This window comes from Stenotrophomonas sp. Marseille-Q5258, assembly GCF_946900935.1.
Lineage (GTDB): Bacteria > Pseudomonadota > Gammaproteobacteria > Xanthomonadales > Xanthomonadaceae > Stenotrophomonas > Stenotrophomonas nematodicola.
Genome location: NZ_CAMPPN010000038.1, coordinates 1 through 22463, shown reverse-complemented (window position 1 = coordinate 22463; position 22463 = coordinate 1). Strand labels below are relative to the sequence as shown.

At 68.3% G+C, this 22463-nt stretch carries 22 protein-coding genes; 11 read left to right on the top strand and 11 right to left on the bottom strand.

What is annotated here, in order from left to right; translation table 11 throughout:
• Nucleotides 1-2: 2 nt before the first annotated feature.
• The gene (locus OC534_RS18150; protein WP_229296544.1) at nt 3-902 is read left to right on the top strand and encodes a TraB/GumN family protein; all 900 of its coding nucleotides are present in this window, start codon (nt 3-5) and stop codon (nt 900-902) included.
• Nucleotides 903-981: 79 nt separating this feature from the next.
• Here the strand turns inward: OC534_RS18150 and phaR are convergent, their stop codons facing one another.
• The 3 genes from phaR to gluQRS form a co-directional block, all read right to left on the bottom strand.
• Complete coding sequence (phaR, locus tag OC534_RS18145; protein WP_136003247.1) at nt 982-1533, bottom strand: polyhydroxyalkanoate synthesis repressor PhaR; 552 nt, start codon at nt 1531-1533, stop codon at nt 982-984.
• 168 nt (nt 1534-1701) lie between these two features.
• On the bottom strand, nt 1702-2442 hold the full coding sequence (phbB, locus tag OC534_RS18140; RefSeq protein ID WP_017354975.1) for an acetoacetyl-CoA reductase: 741 nt from the start codon (nt 2440-2442) through the stop codon (nt 1702-1704).
• A gap of 77 nt (nt 2443-2519) precedes the next feature.
• The gene (gene gluQRS, locus OC534_RS18135; RefSeq protein WP_153165163.1) at nt 2520-3404 is read right to left on the bottom strand and encodes a tRNA glutamyl-Q(34) synthetase GluQRS; all 885 of its coding nucleotides are present in this window, start codon (nt 3402-3404) and stop codon (nt 2520-2522) included.
• A gap of 93 nt (nt 3405-3497) precedes the next feature.
• On the opposite strand from gluQRS, the gene htpX reads away from it, so the two are divergent.
• A complete protein-coding gene (gene htpX, locus OC534_RS18130) occupies nt 3498-4370 on the top strand; it encodes a protease HtpX (RefSeq protein ID WP_017354973.1) in 873 nt (290 codons plus the stop codon).
• Between the two features lie 240 nt (nt 4371-4610).
• On the opposite strand, the gene OC534_RS18125 is transcribed toward htpX, so the two are convergent.
• Nucleotides 4611-5438 carry an inositol monophosphatase family protein gene (locus tag OC534_RS18125; protein ID WP_017354972.1) on the bottom strand — a complete coding sequence of 276 codons (828 nt, stop codon included), beginning with the start codon at nt 5436-5438 and terminating at the stop codon, nt 4611-4613.
• Between the two features lie 119 nt (nt 5439-5557).
• Between OC534_RS18125 and OC534_RS18120 the strand changes: the two genes are divergently transcribed.
• From OC534_RS18120 to OC534_RS18110, 3 genes are all read left to right on the top strand, one after another.
• A complete protein-coding gene (locus tag OC534_RS18120) occupies nt 5558-6325 on the top strand; it encodes an RNA methyltransferase (RefSeq protein ID WP_017354971.1) in 768 nt (255 codons plus the stop codon).
• A gap of 61 nt (nt 6326-6386) precedes the next feature.
• A complete protein-coding gene (locus OC534_RS18115; RefSeq protein ID WP_017354970.1) occupies nt 6387-7310 on the top strand; it encodes a phosphate/phosphite/phosphonate ABC transporter substrate-binding protein in 924 nt (307 codons plus the stop codon).
• Entirely contained in the window at nt 7307-9433 is a 2127-nt protein-coding gene (locus OC534_RS18110; RefSeq protein ID WP_136003249.1) for an EAL domain-containing protein, read from the top strand. Before OC534_RS18115 ends, OC534_RS18110 begins: the two co-directional genes overlap by 4 nt.
• Before the next feature lie 66 nt (nt 9434-9499).
• Here OC534_RS18110 and epmB read toward each other — a convergent pair whose 3' ends face one another.
• Nucleotides 9500-10504: an EF-P beta-lysylation protein EpmB gene (gene epmB / locus OC534_RS18105; protein ID WP_136003250.1), complete on the bottom strand. Its 1005-nt coding sequence runs from the start codon at nt 10502-10504 to the stop codon at nt 9500-9502.
• 124 nt (nt 10505-10628) lie between these two features.
• Between epmB and efp the strand changes: the two genes are divergently transcribed.
• From efp to OC534_RS18080, 5 genes are all read left to right on the top strand, one after another.
• Nucleotides 10629-11198: an elongation factor P gene (gene efp / locus OC534_RS18100; protein ID WP_017354967.1), complete on the top strand. Its 570-nt coding sequence runs from the start codon at nt 10629-10631 to the stop codon at nt 11196-11198.
• A gap of 230 nt (nt 11199-11428) precedes the next feature.
• Nucleotides 11429-12772: a TRZ/ATZ family hydrolase gene (locus OC534_RS18095; protein ID WP_017354966.1), complete on the top strand. Its 1344-nt coding sequence runs from the start codon at nt 11429-11431 to the stop codon at nt 12770-12772.
• 16 nt (nt 12773-12788) lie between these two features.
• A complete protein-coding gene (gene ubiG, locus OC534_RS18090; RefSeq protein WP_017354965.1) occupies nt 12789-13520 on the top strand; it encodes a bifunctional 2-polyprenyl-6-hydroxyphenol methylase/3-demethylubiquinol 3-O-methyltransferase UbiG in 732 nt (243 codons plus the stop codon).
• 19 nt (nt 13521-13539) lie between these two features.
• A complete protein-coding gene (locus tag OC534_RS18085) occupies nt 13540-14208 on the top strand; it encodes a phosphoglycolate phosphatase (protein WP_153165230.1) in 669 nt (222 codons plus the stop codon).
• A 108-nt stretch (nt 14209-14316) separates the two neighbouring features.
• Nucleotides 14317-15024: a squalene/phytoene synthase family protein gene (locus tag OC534_RS18080; RefSeq protein WP_136003251.1), complete on the top strand. Its 708-nt coding sequence runs from the start codon at nt 14317-14319 to the stop codon at nt 15022-15024.
• A 45-nt stretch (nt 15025-15069) separates the two neighbouring features.
• On the opposite strand, the gene OC534_RS18075 is transcribed toward OC534_RS18080, so the two are convergent.
• The 3 genes from OC534_RS18075 to yidD are packed head-to-tail and all read right to left on the bottom strand — an operon-like array spanning nt 15070 to nt 17517.
• Nucleotides 15070-15915, bottom strand: a complete 846-nt coding sequence (locus OC534_RS18075) for a M23 family metallopeptidase (protein WP_136003252.1) — start codon at nt 15913-15915, stop codon at nt 15070-15072.
• Complete coding sequence (locus tag OC534_RS18070) at nt 15915-17261, bottom strand: dihydroorotase (RefSeq protein WP_136003253.1); 1347 nt, start codon at nt 17259-17261, stop codon at nt 15915-15917. The genes OC534_RS18075 and OC534_RS18070 overlap by 1 nt, the downstream gene beginning before the upstream one ends.
• Before the next feature lies 1 nt (nt 17262).
• Nucleotides 17263-17517: a membrane protein insertion efficiency factor YidD gene (gene yidD, locus OC534_RS18065; protein WP_136003254.1), complete on the bottom strand. Its 255-nt coding sequence runs from the start codon at nt 17515-17517 to the stop codon at nt 17263-17265.
• 272 nt (nt 17518-17789) lie between these two features.
• Between yidD and dksA the strand changes: the two genes are divergently transcribed.
• Nucleotides 17790-19040 carry an RNA polymerase-binding protein DksA gene (gene dksA, locus OC534_RS18060; protein WP_136003255.1) on the top strand — a complete coding sequence of 417 codons (1251 nt, stop codon included), beginning with the start codon at nt 17790-17792 and terminating at the stop codon, nt 19038-19040.
• Nucleotides 19041-19190: 150 nt separating this feature from the next.
• On the opposite strand, the gene OC534_RS18055 is transcribed toward dksA, so the two are convergent.
• The 3 genes from OC534_RS18055 to cysS all read right to left on the bottom strand — a co-directional run bounded on the left by OC534_RS18055 (nt 19191) and on the right by cysS (nt 22438).
• On the bottom strand, nt 19191-20444 hold the full coding sequence (locus OC534_RS18055) for an MFS transporter (RefSeq protein WP_136003256.1): 1254 nt from the start codon (nt 20442-20444) through the stop codon (nt 19191-19193).
• Nucleotides 20441-20890 carry a SufE family protein gene (locus OC534_RS18050; protein WP_017356630.1) on the bottom strand — a complete coding sequence of 150 codons (450 nt, stop codon included), beginning with the start codon at nt 20888-20890 and terminating at the stop codon, nt 20441-20443. Before OC534_RS18050 ends, OC534_RS18055 begins: the two co-directional genes overlap by 4 nt.
• Before the next feature lie 135 nt (nt 20891-21025).
• Nucleotides 21026-22438: a cysteine--tRNA ligase gene (gene cysS, locus OC534_RS18045; protein WP_017356629.1), complete on the bottom strand. Its 1413-nt coding sequence runs from the start codon at nt 22436-22438 to the stop codon at nt 21026-21028.
• Nucleotides 22439-22463 lie beyond the last annotated feature (25 nt).

Sequence of the window (22463 nt, the reverse complement as noted above, 5' to 3'; positions counted from 1 at the left end):
GCATGCCCGCGCAGGCCCGCGCTGCCGCCCCGGCTGCAAAACCGGCGGCAAAGGCGGCCGCCCCGGTGCCGCTGTTGTGGAAGGTCACCGGCCCCGGCGACAGCCGTGTCTATCTGCTGGGCTCCTTCCACCTGCTGCGCCCCGGCGACTACCCGCTCTCGGCGGACGTGGACCGCGCGTTCGCCGACGCGCAGCGCGTGGTGTTCGAGCTGTCGCCGCAGGACATGGAGTCGCCGCAGCTGGCACAGAAGATGGTGCAGGCGGCGGTGCGTACCGATGGCAGCGAGCTCAAGCGCGACCTCGATGCGCCCACCTGGACGCGGCTGCAGGCCTATGCGCGCGACAACAACCTGCCGCTGGCGCAGCTGCAGGGCATGAAGCCGTGGTTCGTCGGGCTGACCATCACCCTCAGTCAGTTCACCAAGATGGGCCTGGACCCGAAGCTCGGTCTGGACCGCCACTTCATGACCCAGGCAGCTGCCTCGGGCAAAGCCACCGCCGGCCTGGAAGACATCGACACCCAGATCGCAGTGTTGTCGGGGATGTCGGCGCAGGAGCAGCAGCAGATGGTCGCCGAGGCGCTGGAACAGGCCGACAAGGGTGACGAGGACGGGCGCAAGCTGCACGATGCCTGGCGCCGCGGCGACGACAAGCTGCTGTGGAATTCGATGGCCACGCAGATGCGCGGCCAGTACCCGCAGTTGTACAAGCGCATCAATACCGACCGCAATGACGCTTGGGTGCCCAAGCTGCAGCAGCACCTGCAGGCCGGGCAGGGCGGTACGCTGGTGGTGGTGGGCACGCTGCACCTGCTGGGCAACGACGGCGTGGTCGAGAAGCTGCGCGCCAAAGGCTACACGGTGGAGCGGATCTGCACGGGCTGCGCCAAGCCCAAGCGCTGAGTCTGCGCGCAGCACCTGCGAAAACGGCGCGGCCCGAGGGCTGCGCCGTTTGTCGTTGCGGAGCCGGACGCGCGGTGGATCAGCGGCGCGTCTTGCCGGTGCCCGGGGTGGACGGTGCATCGGGCTTGCGTGCGCCGCCGGCGGTGCCGCCGCCCGCCGCGGGGCCGGTACCGGTGCCACCCGGACGCCCGCCGAAGCCGGTGCCCATGTTGCGCTGGAAGTCCTGCCACAGCTCCAGGTTGCGCTCGGTCAGCTGGTTCATCATCGCCCACGGCGTCTGGCCGAGCAGGTTGCCCATCTGCTGGCGGAACTGCTGCTGCTGGTCCAGGAACACCTGCATGCTGCGCTCCAGGTAATTGCCCATGAAGCCCTGCAGCGAATCGCCGTAGAAGCGGATCAACTGGCTCAGCAGCTGGGTGGACAGCATCGGTTCGCCGTCCTGTTCCTGGTCGGCGATGATCTGCAGCAGCACCGAACGGGTCAGATCGTCGCCGCTCTTGGCGTCGCGGACTTCGAAGTCCTCGCCATCCAAGATCAGCTGGCGGACGTCTTCGATGGTGATGTAGCTCGAAATTTCAGTGTCGTAGAGACGGCGGTTGGGATACTTCTTGATAATGCGGGTCGCAGCCATGAAGCAATCACTCGTCACAGTAGGCGCGCAGCATGGCGCAGTGCAGCAGCCTATGCAACCGCCGGAAGGCCCATGCGGCGGGGTATCCGGGCCGATTCATGTTGCGCAGCATGGAATTTCGAGGGGTGCAGCATTGGCGCGTGCGCCGGGCGATGCCCGGCGGCGCACTCACCAGCCCATATGGTGGCCGCCGTTGATGTCCAGGTTCGAACCGGTGATCCAGGCCGCTTCCTCGGCCACCAGGAAGGCCACCGCATAGGCGATTTCCTCGGGCTTGCCGAGGCGGCCGGTCGGAATGTCGGCGATGATCTTGGCGCGCACTTCGTCCGGTACCGCCATCACCATGTCGGTGGCCACATAGCCGGGCGAGATGGTGTTGACGGTGATGCCGAAGCCGGCATTCTCGCGCGCCAGCGAGATGGTGAACCCGTGCATGCCGGCCTTCGCGGCGGCGTAGTTCGCCTGGCCGTACTGGCCCTTCAGACCGTTGATCGAACTGATCTGGATGACCCGGCCCCAGCCCCGGCGACGCATGCCTTCGATCACCGGGCGGGTGACGTTGAACACCGAGTTGAGGTTGGTGTTGATGACGTCATGCCACTGCTCGGCGCGCATGCGGTGGAAGGTGGTGTCGCGGGTGATGCCGGCGTTGTTGATGAGGATCTCCACCGGGCCCAGCGCGGCCTCGACCGACTGGACCATCGCCTCGGCCGTGTCCGGGTTGGAGACGTCGCCACGGAAGAGCGCCACGTCGCAGCCGCGCGCCAGCATCATCTCCCGCCAGGCGTCGGCCTTGGCCTGGTCGCGGTAGTTGGTGGCGACCCGATGGCCCTGGTCGGCCAGGCGCTGGCAGATGGCGGTGCCGATGCCGCCGGTGCCACCGGTGACCAGTGCGACGCGAGATGTCATGAGCAGCTACTCCGAACGGCAGGGCCAGCAATAGGGGGGAAGGGGATTCTGCAACAACCGCAAAAAAAAGGGGGCGGTCACGGCGCGGCGGGGCGGAGCGGAATGTCGACCGGTGACAGGCGGCGCGGGTCGAACGCTGCGCGGGCGGCGCGCAGGGCGTCGCCGGCCTCATCGACCGTCGCCAGCGCTCCCGGGTCCTGGCCCAGCGCGGCCCAGGCCTGGCGCAGGGCCGGCAGCGGGTTGACGGCATCCACCGGCGCGGCGGCCGTGGATTTGGACAGCTTGCGGCCATCGGCATCGAGCAGCAGCGGCAGGTGCAGGTAGCGCGGGGTGGGCAGGCCGAGCGCCTGCTGCAGCAGGATCTGGCGCGGGGTGGAATCGAGCAGGTCGGCCCCGCGCACGATATCGGTGATGCCCTGCGCGCCGTCATCGACCACCACTGCCAGCTGGTAGGCCCAGTAGCCATCGGCGCGGCGCAGCACCACGTCGCCGACGTCGGCATGCACGTCCTGGCGGATCGGGCCGCGCAGGCCGTCGTTGAAGCTCACCACCGTGCCGGGTGCGACACGCAGGCGGATGGCCGGCTGGGCGCGCGGAGGACGTGGGACGCAGTGATGGTGGATGCCGCCCTGGTCGGCCAGATCGCGGCGGCTGCAATGGCAGGCGAAGGCCAGGCCGGCGTCCAGCAGCTGCGCGAGCGCGGCCTGGTAGGCAGCGTCCCGCTGACTCTGGTGCAGGACCGGGCCATCGCTGTGCAGTCCGAAGGCGGCCAGCGTGGCCAGTTGCCCGGCAACGGCTCCGGGCACGGTGCGCGGCGGGTCGACATCCTCCACCCGTACCAGCCATTGCCCGCCGGCGTGCCGCGCGAGCAGCCAGCTGCCCAGCGCGGCAAGCACGGAGCCGGGGTGCAGCGGGCCGGTGGGGGAGGGGGCGAAACGCCCGACGTAGGGAGTCATGGACATGAACTATGAATCGTCGGTCAGTTTCCGACTTGAATTCAACATGAAGGCACCGCAGATTTGCAGTCAAATCCCTCTTCAAAGCGTCCCTTTCCCATGTTCAGTCGCATTGCCCTCTTTCTTCTGACCAACCTCGCGGTGCTGATCCTGGCCGGTATCGTGATGTCGGTGCTGGGGGTCAACCCCAACCAGATGAGCGGCCTGCTGGTGATGGCGGCCATCTTCGGCTTCGGCGGTTCGTTCATTTCGCTGCTGCTGTCCAAGTGGATGGCCAAGCGCTCCACCGGCGCGGTGGTGATCACCGAGCCGCGCAACCCGACCGAGCGCTGGCTGCTGGCCACGGTGGAACGCCAAGCCCGTGCCGCCGGCATCGGCATGCCGGAAGTGGCGGTCTACGACGGCCCGGAGATCAACGCGTTCGCCACTGGCGCCAACCGCAACAAGGCCCTGGTGGCGGTGTCCACCGGCCTGCTGCACAACATGAGCGAAGACGAGGCCGAGGCCGTGCTGGGCCACGAGATCGCGCACGTGGCCAACGGCGACATGATCACGATGGCGCTGCTGCAGGGCGTGCTGAACACCTTCGTGATCGTGCTGGCCCGCGTGGTCGGTGGTGTCATCGACAGCGCGCTGTCGGGCAACCGCGAAGGCGGCGGCCGTGGCTTCGCCTACTACATCATCGTGTTCGTGCTGGAGATGGTGTTCGGCCTGTTCGCCACGATGATCTCGATGTGGTTCTCGCGCCACCGCGAATTCCGCGCCGACGCCGGCGGTGCCAACCTGGCCGGCCGTCAGAAGATGATCGCCGCGCTGGAACGCCTCAAGCTCAACCACGGCCAGAGCACCCTGCCGACCCAGATCGCGGCCTTCGGCATCGCCGGCTCCACGGCCCGCAAGCTGTTCATGAGCCACCCGCCGCTGGACGAGCGCATCGCTGCCCTGAAGGCCGCCAACAGCACCGTCGCCTGATCCCGGACGGCACTGCCCCCCGAAACGCCCGGCCCTGGCCGGGCGTTTCGTTTGCGTCGCAGCGGGAGACGACCGACGGGTCCCTACGGGGCCCACCCGTGTTCCGCCACCGACCCACTGACCACGCCGTCCTGCCCAGCCGAGGATCGAGGATGCTGGGCGGGTCGCGTCTTTCAGGTACGCCCAAACAAAAACGGCGCCCAGAGGGCGCCGTTTCCGGGCGGGTGCCGGTGCAGTCGATCAGAACTTCGCGTCGAACTCGGCAGCGTAGCCCGTGTTCACCAGCACCTTCTGCAGGATCTCGGTGTTCTTCACGTTGCCGGCCACGATCTGCTGGGTCTCCGGACCACGGCTGTCCATGCGGGCCGGGGTGGCACCCTTGAAGTCGCAGACCCGGCCGCCGGCCTCGCGGACCAGCAGAACGCCGGCGGCGATGTCCCAGGCCTTCACACCGGCTTCGAAGTACGCATCGGCACGGCCACAGGCCACGTAGGCCAGGTCCAGCGCCGCCGAACCGGTGCGGCGGATGTCCTCGGCGTGCACCAGCAGCGCATCCACGGCTTTCAGCTGGGCGCTGCTGCGCGCGCGCTCGCGCGGGGCGAAACCGGTGTGGATCATCGCGCCGGCCAGGTCCTTGCGGTCGGCCACGCGGATGCGGCGGTCGTTGAAGACCGCGCCGGCGCCGCGGCTGGCGGTGAACAGTTCATTGCGGAGCGGGTCGAAGATCACCGCGTCGATCGGCTCGCCGTTCTCGACCAGGGCGATGGACACACAGTAGTGCGGGAAGCCGCGCAGGTAGTTGCTGGTGCCGTCCAGCGGGTCGATGACCCACATGTAACGGTTGACGCCCTGCACGCCACCTTCCTCGCCCATGATCCCGTACTCGGGATAGGCGCGCTTGAGTTCCTTGACGATGACCTTTTCCGCGTCCGCATCGACTTCACTGGCATAGTCCATGCGCCCCTTCTGCACGACGTTCAACGCCTCGAGCTTGTTGATGTTGCGCAACAGGACGTTGCCGGCGAGGCGGGCGGCCTTGACCATGACGGTGACGGCGGGTTTCTGCATGGCGAAAAGCTCCCGTAAAGGCAGAGATGGGGTTTGGCGGGGGAAAAGAGCGGTCCCGGCGCAGAGGCCGGTCGCACAGTTTACCATTTGTGGCTGTCCTGCTCGCGTCTGGCCTGTTCATGTCCATTGAAACCGCTCCGTCCCGCATCCGATTCGTCCTCGTCGGCACCCAGCACCCCGGCAACATGGGGGCCGCCGCGCGCGCCATGAAGACTATGGGCCTGGGCCGCCTGGTGCTGGTGGCCCCTGAAAAGCCCCTCAACGAAGAGGCCTTCCGGCGCTCGGCCGGCGCCGAGGACGTCCTCGGCGACGCCCCGGTGGTCGCCACCCTGGCCGACGCCGTGGCCGATTGCCGGCTGGTGCTCGGCTGCACCGCACGTGCGCGCCGGGTCCAGTTGGAGGAGCTGCTGCCGGGCGTTGCCGCGCAGCGCGCCCTGGCCAAGGCCGCCGAGCCGGCCGAAGTGGCCTTTGTATTCGGCCGCGAGCGTACCGGCCTGACCAACGAAGAGCTGCAGCTCTGCCACCTGGCCGTGCATATTCCCTCCAACCCCGACTTCAGTTCCCTGAACCTGGCGGCCGCCGTGCAGGTGCTGGCCTATGAGCTGAGGATGGCCAGCCTGGGGGGCGTCAGCGCCGCCGCGCCGGCCGAGCCGGGCTTCCGCGAGGAGCCGGCCAGCCATGCCCAGGTCGAGGGCCTGTTCGGCCAGCTCGGCGACACCCTGGACGACATCGACTTCCACAAGGGCCGCGCGCCCGAATCGGCGATGCGCAAACTGCGCCGGCTGTTCCTGCGCACCGAACTGAGCGAACAGGAAGTGCGCCTGCTGCGCGGCATCCTGTCCGATGCGCAGCGGATGGCACGCCTGGCCGCAGGCAAGCCTCAATGATCTGACGCAGTTCTCACTTTTTCGGGTACGCTGTTTCGATATCTCGGGGGAGCAATGACGCGTGTCAGTACTGCGATGGCTGCTGCAGGGGGGACTGCTGTGTCTGGCCATCGCTCTGGCGGTCGGTCCGGCATCGGCGGGGCCGTCCAACGTACTGGTGCTGGGACGGATAAGCGATGATCCCAAGTCACACTATGCGCAGCTGCAGCCCCTGCTGGACTACGTCGTGCCGCGCATGCGGGATGTGGGCATCACCGAAGGCCGCATTCTGATGGCCAGCGACTCGCAGCGCATGGGCAGCTACCTGCGCCGCGGCCGCGTGGACTGGGTGACAGAGACCTCCGGCACCGCCGTCGCGCTGGGCATGCGCAGCGGCGCACAGCCGTTGCTGCTGACCGAGCGCAGCGGGGTGCGCGAGTACCACACCGTATTCTTCGTGCGCCGGGACAGCCCGGTCCGCACCCTGGAAGACCTGACCGGGCGCACCGTGGCCCTGCAGAACGTGGCGTCCACCAGTGCGTACCTGGTCCCGGTGATGACCCTGCTCGAACACGGCATGACCCCGGAGATACTGCACTCGGCAAACGACACGGCCGCGCCCGATACGGTGGGTTACGTGTTCGCGCGGTCCGAGCTGAACATCGCCACCCTGGTGCACAAGGGGCTGGTCGATGCCGGGGCGGTCAGCAGCGTGGACTGGGGGGACGACAAGCGCGTTCCACCGGTCTTCCGGCGCGATTTCCGGGTCATCCACCGTACCGAGCCGTATCCGCGCGGCGTGGAAATGGTGCGCGCCGGTCTGGACCCGCAGGTGCGTGACCGCCTGCAGCAGGTGCTGCTGGATGCAGCATCGGATCCACACGCGCAGGATGCGCTGGAAAAGTTCTTTGGTACGTCCGGGTTCCATCGGGTGGATGCGCAGATGCAGCACCGGCTGGATGAATTGAAACAGGGTTGGGCACGCGTGCGGATGGAAGTGGAATGAGGCCGTTGGGTTCCGGAATGCAGGCACGTTTCGTGCTGGCGATGAGCGGTGCCATGCTGGTGGTGGTGGCGATCGTGGCGGTCGTGCTGGGGCGCCAGGCCACCATGCAGGATGAGGTCAAGCACCTCAGCGGCAGCGTGATCCACGGTCTGTTCGACCGCAGCGTACGCAGTCGTGGCGAGGCTCTGGCGCGCGAGCTCTCCGATGCGCTGGCCAATCCGCTTTACTACAACGACCTGGAGCAGGTCGGCGCGCTGGTGCGCAACACCTCGCGGCAGCAGGTGGTGCGTTATGTGCTGGTGTTCGACGCCGATGGCCGCCTGATCCATGACGGATCGGTGGAGGTGCTGGGCTTCGGCCGTGCCATGACCGACCCGCTGGCCGAAGGGGCCAAGGGCGCCCGCCAGCTGGTGGTGCAGGAGTCGCCCAAGGTGCTGGACAACGCGATGCCGATCATGATCGGCAACCAGCGCATCGGCGGTGTCCGCGTGGGCATGGCGCTGGACGACGTGCAGGCGATGGAGCAACGCGCCAACCAGACCCTCGGCGACCGCCTGCAGCAGGTGGGCAAGCGGCACCTCGGCTGGCTGTTGCTGATGCTGGGTCTGCTGGTGGGGATCGGCGTGGTGGTGATCATCTACGTGCAGCGCACCCTGGTCACCCCGATCCGCGGGCTGGCCGCCGCCGCGCGCCAGATCGAAGCGGGCGACTACCAGGTGCAGCTGCGCGAAAGCTCGCGCAGGGACGAGGTCGGCGAGCTGGTGCGTGCGTTCGGGCGGATGAGCGAGGCCATCGCCCGGCACGACCGCGAGGTCCGGCACATGGCCTATACCGATGCCTTGACCGGCCTGACCAACCGCCTGGCGTTCCGCGAAGCGCTGGATCACCGCCTGATGGCCGCGCGCGCCTCCGGTCATCGGCTCGGGCTGCTGTTTGCCGACATCGACGACTTCAAGCGCGTCAATGACACCCTCGGCCATGAGGCCGGCGACGAGGCCCTGCTGCAGTTCGCCCAGCGCATCAGCGCGGCGGTGACGCAGGCCGGTGGCGACGAGGCCCTGCTGGCGCGCTTTGGTGGCGATGAGTTCGTGATCCTGATCGGCGATGGCGACGTCGCGGCCACCGCGCGCCACCTGGCCGAGATCCTGGTGCGCGAGCTGGGCAAGCCGCTGGTGGTGCAGGGCAGGGAGCTGTTCCTGGGTACCTCCATCGGTGTGACCCTGTTCCCCGACGATGCCGCCGACGCGACCACGCTGCTGAAGAATGGCGACATCGCGATGTACCAGGCCAAGATGGCCGGCAAGAACTGCTATCGCTATTACAGCCGTGCGATGGACCACGCGGTCGAGCGGCGCGTGCACATGGAGCAGGAACTGCGTGGCGCCTGGGAACGCGGCGAGCTGCGGCTGGTGTACCAGCCGATCTTCCGCACCCGCGACCGCCGCATGGTGGGCGTCGAAGTCCTGCTGCGCTGGCAGCACCCGACGCTGGGCACGATCCCGCCGTCGGTGTTCATTGAAGTGGCCGAGCAGAGCGGCCTGATCGAAGTGATCGGTCCCAAGGTGCTGCGTGCGGCCTGCATGGAGGCGGTGCAGTGGCCACACGGTGCCGACAGTGACGGCCTGTTCGTGTCGGTCAACGTGTCGCCGCGCCAGCTGCGCGGTGGCGAGCTGCCCACCCTGGTTGCCGACTGCCTGCGCGATACCGGCCTGCCCGCCTCGCGCCTGCATCTGGAGCTGACCGAAACGGCGGTGATCGGCGACGAGATGCTGGCCGCCGCACTGCTGGACAAGCTCCACCGCACCGGCGTGAAGGTGTGGCTGGACGACTTCGGCACCGGCTTCTCCGGGCTCAGCCACCTGCGCCAGGTGCCGGTGGACGGGGTCAAGATCGACAAGAGTTTCGTTGCCGACATGCAGCGCGATCCGGACGACCTGGCGCTGACCACGGCGATCATCGCGATGGCCCACGCGCTGGGCATCACCGTGGTGGCCGAAGGCATCGAGCAGGAAGTGCAGTTCGACCTGCTGTGCCAGCGCGGTTGCGACCTGGGCCAGGGCTACTGGCTGAGCCACCCGGTCAGCGCGACCGAGGTGGTGCAGATGATCGAGGCGGGCCGGTGACGTGGACGTCGTGATGACCAGTAGTCATCACCTGTCCGCCGATGCCCCTTATTCCCGCCCACGCCCCTAGACGGGGCGTTTGCTGGAATCGCCGGCGATCTCGCGGACCAGTTTGGGGACCAGGTAGCCGGACAGGCGTGCGGTGAGCTGGGCGTGCAGTGCCTTGGCGGTGTCGTCCGGTACCTCGAAGTGGGCCACGCCTTCGACCCGGTCCACCTGGTACAGGTAGTACGGCAGCACGCCGGCGGCGAAGCTGCGTTCGCTCAGGTCCTGCAGCGCCTGCAGGGAGTCGTTGACCCCGCGCAGCAGCACCGCCTGGTTGAGCAGGGTGGCGCCGGCGCCGCGCAGGCGGGCCATCGCTGTGTCCACGGCGGCGTCGAACTCGTTGGCATGGTTGGCATGGATCACAAATGCCACCGGCCAGGGCAGGGCGGCGATCCACTGCACCAGGGCGTCGTCCACCCGTTCGGGCAGCACCACCGGCAGCCGGCTGTGGATGCGCAGACGGCGCAGGTGCGGAATCCGCGCCAGGGCCTGGGTCAGCTCTTCCAGCTTGTGGGTGGCCAGTGACAGCGGGTCGCCGCCGGACAGGATCACCTCGTCGATGTCCGGGTCCTGCGCGATGGCGTCCACCGCCTCGCGCCAGCCCTCTCTGGCGGCATTCTCGGTGCCGTAGTCGAAGTGGCGGCGGAAGCAGTAGCGGCAGTTGATCGCACAGCTGCCGGTGGTCACCAGCAGGGCCCGGCCGCGGTACTTCTGGATCACCCCGGTGGCCTTTCTGGCCAGCCCGTCGCCCACCGCATCCAGGCTGAAGCCCGGCACCACCTGCATTTCATCGGTGACCGGCAGCACCTGCCGCAGCAGCGGGTCGTGGCGGTCGCCCGGGCGCATCCGGGCGATGAAGCCCTGCGGCACGCGCAGCGCGAACTGGCTGGCCGCCTCGGCCGAAAGGGGCAGCCCGGCCGGGTCGAGGTCAAGCTGCGCCAGCAGCTGCCGCGGGTCGCGGACCGCCTCGCGCCAGAGCTGTTGCCAGCGCACGGGGGTGGGCAGGGGCGTGGCGGAAAGCTGCATGGAATGGGGGCCTGCGGTTATCATGTCGGTCAGAAAAACGAGTCACCCCACCGGTGCCGGTGGGTTTTCCATTCTATCCGGCTCGCCGCGCCTGCGCGGCGTTTGCCCATTCAGGAGTTTCAGCATGGCCACTGTTGGCATGAACGATGTCAAGAACGGGATGAAGATCCTGGTCAACAATGAACCGGCGGTCATCACCGAGACCGAGTACGTCAAGCCGGGCAAGGGCCAGGCCTTCACCCGCATGAAGTACCGCTTCATCAAGTCGGGCCGCGTGGTCGAAATGACCATGAAGGCCACCGATGACGTGGAAAAGGCCGACGTCGTCGACACCAACATGAACTACATGTACACCGACGGCGAGTACTGGCACTTCATGGACCCGGAGTCGTTCGAGCAGGTCCAGGCCACCAAGGCCGGCATGGGCGGCGCGGACAAGTGGCTCAAGGGTGAGGAATCCTGCATCGTCACCCTGTGGAATGGCGAGCCGATCTTCGTCCAGCCGCCGAACTTCGTCGAACTGAAGATCACCGAAACCGATCCGGGCGTCCGTGGCGACACCTCGGGCGGTGGCGGCAAGCCGGCCACCCTGGAAACCGGCGCCGTGGTCCGCGTGCCGCTGTTCGTCAACCAGGATGAAATCATCAAGGTCGACACCCGCTCGGGTGAATACTCCGCACGCGCCGGCAAGTAATCCGACCCACGGTCGGATGACGGCAGAGCCGACCGCTGGTCGGCTGTTGCCCACGACCAACGATCGGATACGGGTAGAGCCGACCGTTGGTCGGCTGCTGGTGGCGGGGTCTCAACGCGCGTCGCGAACGGCAGCCGACCAACGGCCGGCTCTACAGACGGCATGTCCCCGGCGTGTCGCCGGCACACCGCCGCCCCTCCGCTGCATCCCCCCTGCCTCAGCGAGCCCGCATGACCGACACCGCACGCATTCCCGAAGCCTGTGACCTGCTGATCGAAGCCGGTTACGTGGTCCCGATCGAGCCGCATGCGGTGGTGCTGGAAGACCATGCCGTGGCCATCCGTGGCAGCGAGATCATCGCGATCCTGCCGCGTGCCGAGGCGCGTGCGCGCTTCGCGCCGATGCAGACCGTGTCACGCCCGGACGCGGCGCTGATGCCGGGCCTGGTCAACGCGCACACCCACAACCCGATGACCCTGCTGCGCGGCGTCGCCGACGACCTGCCGCTGATGGTGTGGCTGCAGCAGCACATCTGGCCGGTGGAAGCGGCGGTGATCGGGCCGGAGTTCGTGGCCGACGGCACCACGCTGGCGATCGCCGAGATGCTGCGTGGCGGCACCACCTGCGCCAACGAAAACTACTTCTTCTCCGACGTCCAGGCGGCCGTCTACAAGCAGCATGGCTTCCGCGCCCTGGTTGGCGCGGTGATCATCGATTTCCCTACTGCCTGGGCAAAGACCGACGACGAGTACTTCGCCAAGGCCGGCGAGCTGCACGACCAGTGGCGCAACGATCCGCTGATCGGCACCTCGTTCGCGCCGCACGCGCCGTACACCGTCAACGACGCCAATTTCGAGCGCGTGCGCATGCTGTCCGACCAGCTGGACATGCAGGTCCACCTGCACACGCATGAAACCGCGCAGGAAATCAGCGATTCGATCAAGCTGCACGGCCAGCGCCCGCTGGCGCGCCTGGACCGCCTGGGCCTGGTCAACGACCGCCTGATCGCGGTGCACATGACCCAGCTCACCGAGGCCGAGATCCACCTGTGCGCCGAGCGTGGCGTCAGCGTGGTGCATTGCCCCGAATCCAACCTCAAGCTGGCCTCCGGGTTCTGTCCGGCCTGCGCCCTGCAGCGCGCCGGCGTGAACCTGGCGATCGGCACCGACGGTTGCGCCAGCAACAACGATCTGGACATGTTCAGCGAGAACCGCACCGCAGCGATCCTCGCCAAGGCCGTGGCCAACGATGCCACCGCGCTGGACGCGGCCACCACGCTGCGCGCGGCCACCCTGGGCGGTGCACGCGCGCTGGGCTTTGGCGACCGCATCGGGTCGATCGAGGTGGGCAAGCAGGCCGACCTGGTCTGCGTGGACCTGTCCGCGCTGGAAACCCAGCCGCTCCACCATGTGCTCTCGCAGCTTGTCTACGCCGCCGGCCGCCACCAGGTCAGTGATGTCTGGATTGCCGGCCAGCCCAAGCTGGTCCAGCGCGAACTGGTTGGCATGGACACGGCGGCGATCGTCGCCAACGCGCGCCAGTGGCGCGAGCGCATCCGCCACATCCGTGCTTGATGCACCAAGGATCCCCATGAACGCCCCCCACGCTTCCACCAATTTCGATCAGGCCGAACTGGACAAGTTCGCCGCACTCGCCAACCGCTGGTGGGATGCGGACGGCCCGCAGAAGCCGCTGCACGCCCTGAACCCGGTGCGCCTGCAGTACGTGGCCAGCCGCGTCCCGCTGCGTGGCGCACGGGTGCTGGACATCGGCTGCGGCGGTGGCCTGCTCAGCGAAGCACTGGCCAAGGAAGGCGCCGAGGTCACCGCGATCGACCTGGCCCCGGAACTGGTCAAGGTCGCGCGGCTGCACAGCCTGGAGTCTGGCGTCACGGTGGACTACCGCCTGCAGGCCGCCGAGGACCTGGCCGCCGAACAGCCGGGCAGCTTCGATGTGGTCACCTGCATGGAAATGCTGGAGCACGTCCCCGACCCGGGCGCGATCATCGCCGCCTGCCACCGCCTGCTCAAGCCCGGCGGCCAGCTGTTCCTGTCCACCGTCAACCGCACCCCGGCCGCGTTTGCGGTGGCCATCGTCGGTGCCGAGTACGTAGCGCGGCTGCTGCCCAAGGGCACGCACCATTACCAGGACTTCATCAAGCCGGCCGAACTCGGCAAGTGGCTGCGCGAGGCCGACTTCACCCTGCGCGATGTCAGCGGCATGGCCTATGAGCCGTGGCGCAACCGCGCGCGTCTGAGCAGCCGCACCGACATCAACTACCTGGCCTATGCCGTGAAGCCGGACGATGCTGCCGGTGTCTGAGTCCGCAGGTCACGCGGGCATGTTCCCGCAGGCGGTGCTGTTCGATCTGGACGGCACACTGCTGGACAGCGCCCCGGACATGCTGGCCACCGCCAATGCGATGCTCGGCGCGCGCGGCCGTGCTCCGATCAGCCTGGACGTCCTCCGCCCGGTGGTGTCCAAGGGCTCCCGGGCGATGGTATCGGTCGCGTTCCCGGAGCTGGGGCAGGCCGAGCGTGACGCGCTCGTGCCCGAATTCCTGGAGCGCTATGAAGGCCTGATCGGCCGCCATGCCGTGCTGTTCGACGGCGTGGCCGGCATGCTCGACGCGCTGGAGGCGGCCGGCTGCCGCTGGGGCATCGTCACCAACAAGCCGGAATACCTGGCGCGGCTGATCGTGCCGCAACTGGGGTGGGAACAGCGCTGTGCCGTGCTGATCGGCGGCGACACGCTGGCCCAGCGCAAACCGCATCCGTTGCCGCTGCTGGCGGCGGCCGAACGTATGGCGATGGCCCCGGCCACCTGCATCTACGTCGGCGACGACGAGCGCGATATCGTCGCTGCCAACGCCGCCGGCATGGCCTCGGTGGCCGCGCTGTGGGGCTACCGCCTGGACGCCGACGACCCGCACGCGTGGGGCGCCGAACGCATGGCCGAACACCCCGCGCAGCTGCAGCGCCCCGACGCCTGGCCGCCCGCGCGCGGGTAGACCGGACGACCGGCCGATGACCCACTCCGGCAGGTGCCAACCGTGGGTCGGCACATTTCCCCAGGCAAGTGCGGACCGTGGGTCCGCACAGCATTTGAAGGACTTCCCGTGACAACTTCCAGCGCCCTGGACAGCTTCCTGGACAAGTGGCGAACCCGCTGGCCGGAATGGTCGGTAGCCGAACCTTTCGTGCCGGAGGCACAGCGCCTCCGCGTGGTGGCGTGGTTCGCGCTGCTGCAGGAGTTCGACGACATCCTCAATATCGGCGGCGACCCGACCCCGGCCGACGCCAAGCTGGCGTGGTGGGGCGAAGAGCTGCGCAGCTGGGCCGCCCAGCGCTCCAGGCATCCGCTGGGCCGTGTACTGGAACCGTTGCGCGCGCCGTGGGCGGAACTGGCCCAGACCCTGCCGGACCTCATCGACGCGCGTGCCGTGCCGGTGGACCCGGCGCAGGCGCTCGCCGCGCTGCGCGCGTACGCCGCTGCGGTGGCCGCAGTGGAGGCGGTGATCTTCGAGGCGGCTGTCCGCGGTGACACCACCACGCCGGTGGTGCTGCAGACCCTGGCGCAGCGACTGCACGAGGCCGGCGTCGCCGCCGTGCCACGCGCATTGCTGGCGCAGGGCGAGCAGGACGTGACGCAGCGCTGGGGGCAGCAACTGCTGCGCGACTGGCCCGCGCGCGTGGCCGGGCCGCGCCCACGCCGCCTGTATGCCTCGCTGGCACGCACGCGCCAGCAGGCCTGGGTGCAGGGGCGCGAACTCAAGGCAACGCCGCTGCGTACGCTGCTGCGCACCTGGTGGGCAGCCCGCGGCTGATCGCTGGGGCAGGGTGGGTACCGACCGTGGGTCGGTACGCCTTCGTCAGCGCCGCTCCAGCACCAGCAGCGGATCGATGCGGGTATCGAACCAGTTCATGCCCCAGTGCAGGTGCGGCCCGGTCGCACGACCGGTGGCGCCGACTGCGGCGATCACCTGGCCCTGTTCGACCCGGTCGCCGACCTTCACGTCGATGCGCGACAGGTGCAGAAAGTTCGAGCTCACCCCATAGCCGTGATCAAGCAGCAGGGTGCCACCGGTGAGGTACAGGTCCGGCCCGGCGAACGTGACCACGCCAGCGGCCGGTGCTTTCACCGGCGTGCCGGTCGGCACCGCGATATCCATGCCCGAATGCCCGGCGCCGGGTTGCCCGTTGTAGACGCGTGCGTTGCCGAAGCGACCGCTGATGCGTCCCTGCACCGGCCAGATGAACGCCTGCGCGAAATCGGTCCGGTCGTCGTCGCGGGCGCGGGCAGCAGTGACCTGGGCCTGCTCGCGTTTGATCCGCTCGGCAATCGCCGGCGGCGGGTTGACTGTCTTGGGAGGGACGCCGTTGACGCGCTCCACCGGCCAGTCGCGCGGCGTCACCGCGATGCTGGCCGTCTCGGTGGCGCCGTCCGGGCGTCGCACCTGCACCTGCAGCGGGCCCTTCTCGTCGCGGCCGATGCCAAACACGACACTGCCGTAGCCGCTTACCCGCAGCGTGCGGCCGCCGTACTGCACCGAGCTGCCGGCGGGCACCTTTCCGATCACCATCGCACCCTGCGAGGCGCTGGCCGGGAACACCACGCGGGTGTCGGCCTGCGCCTGGGCGCCCACGGGCAACAGCAGGGCGCCCAGCGTCGCCCCGCCCGCCAGAAGCAGGCTCCAGCCCAGCAGACGCGCCCGCATCAGCGGTCGAAGCTCATGCGCTGGCCGTTCGGCGACCCGACCAGCCGCTCGCCGTCCCACGCAAGCTGGCCGTTGACCCAGGTCGAGGCGATGCGCGAGCGGAAGGTCATGCCCTCGAACGGCGACCAGCCGCACTTGGACAGCACGTCCTCGCGCTTCACCGTGAACGGCACGTCTTCGACCAGCACCAGATCGGCGAAATAGCCCTCGCGCAGATAGCCGCGCTGGCTCACGTCGAACAGCTGCGCCGGGGCGTGCGCGAACTTCTGCACCACCTGGGTGATCTCCAGCTTGCCTTCGTGCACCAGCTCCAGCGCGGCCACCAGCGCGTACTGCACCAGCGGCAGGCCGGACGGCGCCTGCGCATACGGCTTCTGCTTCTCTTCCCAGGTGTGCGGGGCATGGTCGGTGGCCAGTACGTCAATGACGTCCTCGGCCACCGCGCGGGTCAGGGCCTCGCGGTCGCTGGCGTCCTTGATTGCCGGGTTGCACTTGATCAGATTGCCCAGCCGCGCGTAATCGCTGCGGTCGAAGCGCAGGAAGTGGATGCAGGTTTCGGCCGTGATCTGCTTGCGGCTGCCGTCGGCGCGGATCAGTGGACCCTTCTCGAACAGCTTCAGCTCATCGGCGGTGGAGATGTGCAGCACGTGCAGGCGGGTGCCGTGCTTCTTCGCCAGCGCCACCGCCAGCTCCGACGACTTCAGGCAGGCCTCGCGCGAGCGGATATCCGGGTGCTGTTCCGCGCTCAGCGCGTCGCCGTATTTCTCGGCGTATTCCTTCGCCTTGGCGTCGATCATCGGGGTGTCTTCGCAGTGCGTGATGATCGGCGTGGGGGCGTACTTGAAGATCGCGTCCAGCGTCTCCGGGTTGTCCACCAGCATGTTCCCGGTGGAGGCGCCCATGAACACCTTGATGCCCGGCGATTGCTTCGGGTCCACCACCTTGATGTCGGCCAGGTTGTCGTTGCTGGCGCCCATGTAGAAGCCGTAGTTGGCGCGTGCGCGGCCGGCGGCAGCGTCGTATTTGGCCTGCAGGACCGCTGCATTGAGCGTCGGCGGATTGGTGTTGGGCATGTCCATGAAGCTGGTCAGGCCACCGGCCACGGCCGCCGCCGATTCCGTGGCGATATCACCCTTGTGGGTCAGGCCCGGTTCGCGGAAGTGCACCTGGTCATCGATCATGCCCGGCAGCAGCCAGCGCCCGGCGGCATCGACCACGGTCTCGCCCGGGCGCGCCTCCAGGCCGGTGCCGATCTGCGCGATGCGGCCGTTCTCGATGCGCAGGTCGCCGTCGGTGATGCGACCTTCGTTGACCAGGCGGGCGTTGACGATGAGCGTGGAGGACATTTCAGTGTTTTCCTGTGCAGCGGCAAGCGGCGTGCGGGGCGCGCGGCGGCACCTCGTCCACGCCACCGGGATGGAAGGGATGGCAGCGACCGAGCCGGCGGGCGGCGAGCCAGCTGCCGCGCGCGGGGCCATGCAGGGCGATGGCTTGCATGGCGTATTCAGAACAACTGGGCACGAAGCGGCAGCGCGGCCCCAGCAGCGGGCTGATGAAGCGCTTGTAGAAGCGCAGCAGGGCAATGAGCAGGCGCGAGATCACCCCGCCATCTTAGAGCAGTTGGCATGAAGGCCGCATTTGTCGCAGGATGGGGCGTTGGACCCGCTCACGCCCACGCGCGTGGCGGGCCGCCCCGGTGGCATCACCGGGTCAGGTGCCGAACTGCGCGAGCCGGTCCGCCCAGCGGGCAGGCCGGCTTCACCCCTTGCGACTCCGGGGCTGAACGGAGTAGGCGGTGTGGTTGCTGCTGCTGGTCGGGTAGGCTATAAAGGCCCGCTTTCCCGGGCCCCGGGGAATCCAAGGAAGAGCGTTTCGTGGCTGCTAAAAAAACTGCAAAGAAGGCCGTCAAGGCCGCCAAGAAAACCGCCAAGCCTGTTGTAACGAAGTTGGCGGCCAAGTCCGTTGCCAAGAAGCCGGCCGCCAAGCCGGCCGGCAAGCCTGCATCCAAACAACCGGCGGCCAGGACGGCACCCGCAACGAAATCCACCGGCAAGACCCCGGCCAAGGCGGCCAAGAAGACCGCCACCAAGGCGCCCGTGGTCAAGAAGGCAGCCGCGAAGAAGGTCGCGCCCGCCAAGGCGGCGCCCAAGAAGGCCACGGCCGGGAAGACGGCTGTGGCCAAGCCGGTCGCCAAGGCGCCGGTGAAGAAGGCCGCCGCCAGCAAGACCGTGGCAAAGAAGACGGTGAAGCCGGTGGCTGTCAAGCCGGCCGCCAAGCCTGCACCGGTGAAGAAGGTCGCGGCCAAACAGCCGCCGGCCAAGCCGGTGAAGGCAAGCAAGACCGCCAGCAAGCCCGTGGCAACCAAGCCGGCCGCCAAGCCGGCCGCAGCACCTGTAGTCAAGTCCGCACCGAAGCCGGCATCGCCGGCGCCGGCCAAGTCTGTCCCGGCCAAGTCCGCGGTCACGCCTGCCACCCCTCCGGCGCCTGCGCCGGCGCCGGTAGCAGCGTCCCCCGCCTCGAAAGCCCCGCAAAACAAGAATCCCGTGCCCGTTTCGAAATCGCCTGCAAAAACCCCCGCCAAGTCCGAGTCCGCCCCCAAGCCCGTGTCCCGTCCGGTCGGCAAGGTCGCCGTTGCCGTGGCAGCGCGTTCGGCCGCCCCGGCCCCGCGCACCAAGGTGAAGGTGGTGGAATACAAGACTGACGAAGCCACCGGTCGTCCGATCCTGCCCGACGGTTACAAGCCGAGCGCGGAAGAGGAATACATGAATCCGCTGCAGCTGGAGTATTTCCGCCAGCGCCTGCAGCACTGGCGCAATGATCTGGTCGAGGAATCCAAGCAGACCATCGCGAATCTGCAGGAGGAAGTGCGTGATATCGGCGATGAGGCCGAGCGCGCCACCCGCGAGACCGAGAACTCGCTGGAACTGCGTACCCGTGATCGTTACCGCAAGCTGATCGGCAAGATCAACAGCACCCTGAAGCGCCTGGAAGACGGTGACTACGGCTACTGCGTGGACACCGGCGAAGAGATCGGCCTGGATCGTCTGGAAGCGCGTCTGACTGCAGAGCGCACCATCGACGCCCAGGAGCGTTGGGAGCACCTGCAGAAGCAGCAGGGCGACTGATCGCCGATCGGTCGCGACGCAATCAAAAACCCGGCCTCGGCCGGGTTTTTTTTGATCCGCGGAATTTCGGCGCTCTGCTGCACAGGCAGCCGACCAACGGTCGGTACCTGCCACCGCCGGCGGCCGACCGTCCTGGCAGGCCGCTCCCGGTCAGTGCAGGTCGCGCAGGTTCAGGCGGCGCAGGGTGGGGTTCTTCCAGGCAGTAATGCCGGCCACGCTCAGCACCGCGAAACCACCCAGCACCACCGCCGGCACCAGACCGAGCAGCTTGGCCATCGTGCCCGCATAGAACGCGCCCAGCTCGTTGGACGAACTGATGAAGATGCCGTTGATCGACGATACCCGTCCACGCATTTCTTCCGGCGTGGCCAACTGCAGGATGGTCGAACGGATCACCACCGACACGCCGTCGAAGGCACCGTAGAACAGCAGGATCACCGCCGACAGCCAGAAGCTGTGCGACAGCCCGAACCCGATCACGCACAGCCCGAACCCGGCCACCGCGAACAGCAGCACGCGGCCGGCGTTGCGCTGCAGCGGCCGGCGGGCCAGCCACAGCCCCACGCACACCGAGCCCAGTGCCGGCGCCGCGCGCAGGATGCCCAGGCCCTCCGGACCGTGGTGCAGGATCTCGTGCAGGAACGCCGGCAGCATCGCCACCACGCCCCCGAGCAGCACCGAGAACATGTCCAGCGCCATCGCCCCGACCATGATCCGGTTGCCCAGCACGAAGCGGCCGCCCTCGGCGATGCTCTTGAAGATCGGTGCGGCCGGACCGCTGTGCACCGGCTCGGACACGCGCAGCACGGCCAGACAGCCCACCGCGACCGCCGCCACGCCTACCGCCACACCGTAGGCCACGCCCTTGCCGCCCCAGGCGACCAGCAGCCCGCCCAGCGCCGGCCCGGCCACCATGCCGGCCTGGAACACTACCGCCCCCAGACCCGCGCCGCGCGCGTACTGCTGGCGCTCGAGCACCCGCGCGAACAGCGCGTTGTAGATCGGCGACAGAAACGCGCGCACCATCCCCGTCATCGCGATCGCCGCATAGATCGGCCACACCCCGTGGAACGGCAGCCAGCCCTGCGCCACCGCGGTCAGCACCACCGCCGTCAGCACCAGCCCGCTGGCTGCCACCATGCCCAGCCGGCGGCGCGGCAGGTGATCGACCAGATAGCCGGCGAACGGTGCCACGCAGAAGAATGGCAGCACCTCGGCCAGTCCGACCAATCCCAGCGAGAACGGATTGCGGGTTACTTCATAGATGTGCCACCCGACCGTGACCGCCACGATCTGGTAGGACAGCATCGCGCAGATGCGATAGGCCAGCAGCAGCGAGAAGCCGGGGCGGGACAACAGGCTGAGCGCGCTGTCGCCTGTGTCGGACGGGGCGTCGGCACTCACGACTGCGCGGACTGCGACTGTGCGGTATCGCGGATGAAGGCCAGCATGGCCGCCACGCCGTTGCTGCGCGTCGGCGACAGATGGCGCGACAGGCCGATGTCCTGGATGTAGGTCGGCTCGGTGGCCAGGATTTCCTCGGCCGACCGGCCCGAGTACACCCGCAGCGCCAGGTAGATCAGCCCGGACACGATCGCCGAATCGCTGATGGCGTGGAAGCGCAGCGACTGCGCATTGCCTTCCGGCACGATCCACACCATCGACTGGCAGCCGAGCAGACGGTGCTGCTCGGTCTTCCACTCCTCAGGGAAGGCCGGCAGCTTGCGCCCCAGGTCGATCAGGTACTGGTAGCGTTCGGACCAGTCGCCAAAAAAGGCGAACTCATCGGCGATGGCCGCCTGCGCGTCGGCGGCGGTGGGTTCGAGCGGGAACGGGGAAACGGTGGTCATGGGGGACTCCGGGCCGGTATGCGCCTTCCGTGGTCAGGCCGTGATGGTTCGGGGGAAGCACCCGGCCATCCGTGGCCGGGACTGTGTCAGGGCGCCCGACGCCGGGGCCGGGCAGGTCAGTGGCTGGGCGGGCCCTCAGCGCTTGCGCACCCAGCGCACGCCCTGCGCGGTGTCTTCCAGGGCGATACCTTCTGCCGCCAGCGCATCGCGGATCGCATCGGCGCGGGCGAAATCGCGCGCCTGCTTGGCGGCCGTGCGCTCATCGATCAGCGCCTGGATGCGCGCGCCCTCGTCGCTGTCGGTGGCCTGGCTGCCGAACCACGCGGACGGGGCCTGCTGCAGCAGCCCCAGCGCCTTGCCGGCGCCGAGCAACTGGCTCTTCAGGTCGACCAGTTCGGCCAGCGTGGCGCCCTCGCGCGGATGGTCCGGGCCGCCGGCCGAGGCCGAGGCGTGGCGCAGCTTCCTGGCCAGTTCCGACAGCAACGCCAAGGCGCGCGGCGTGTTGAGATCCTCATCGAGCACCGCTTCGATCGCCTCGGGAATGCGTGCCGTGGCCGCTACCGCCTCGACCTCGCGAAGTGCGCCGTACAGGCCATCCAGCGTGCGTGCGGACTGCTCGATCAACGCATCGGACCAGTCCAGCGGCTGCCGGTAGTGGGCCGACAGCAGCGCATAGCGCAGCGCCTCGGGCGCATGCGCGCGGACCAGGTCGTGCACGCGTTCGATGTTGCCGATCGACTTGCTCATCTTGGCGCCGCCGAAGTTGAGCATGCCGTTGTGCAGCCAGAAGCGGGCGAAGGTCTGCCCGCCGTGCGCGCACTCGCTCTGCGCGATCTCGTTCTCGTGGTGCGGGAACTGCAGGTCGACGCCGCCGGCGTGGATGTCGATGGTCGGGCCCAGGTGCGCGGCGGCCATCGCCGAGCACTCGATGTGCCAGCCCGGACGGCCGCGGCCCCAGGGGGATGCCCAGCCGGGCAGGTCCTCGGAGGACGGCTTCCACAGGACGAAGTCGCCCGGGTCGCGCTTGTACGGGGCCACGTCCACGCGCGCGCCGGCGAGCATCTCGTCGGGATCGCGCCGTGAGAGTTTGCCGTAATCGGCATAGGTGCCCACGGCGAACAGCACATGGCCTTCGGCGGCGTAGGCATGCCCGGCCTCGATCAGCTGTTCGATCATTTCAATGATCTGCGGGATGTGCGCAGTGGCTTCCGGCTCGATGTCCGGCGGAACCACGCCAAGTGCGGCCATGTCCTCACGGTACGCGGCGGCGAAACGATCGGTGATTGCCGAAATCGGCACATTCTGGTCCCGCGCGGCCGTGTTGATCTTGTCGTCCACGTCGGTGATGTTCCGCGCGTAGCGCAGGGCGCCGAAACGGCGTCGCAGCAGATCGGCCAGCACCCCGAACACCACCGGGCCACGGGCGTTGCCGATGTGGACATAGTTGTAGACCGTGGGACCGCAGACATACAGGGTCGGACAGGCCGGATCGAGCGGTTGGAACGTTTCGAGCTGGCGTGTCAGGGTGTTGTGCAGTCGCAGGGTCATGGTGGCCGTGGTGGGGGATGGGTAG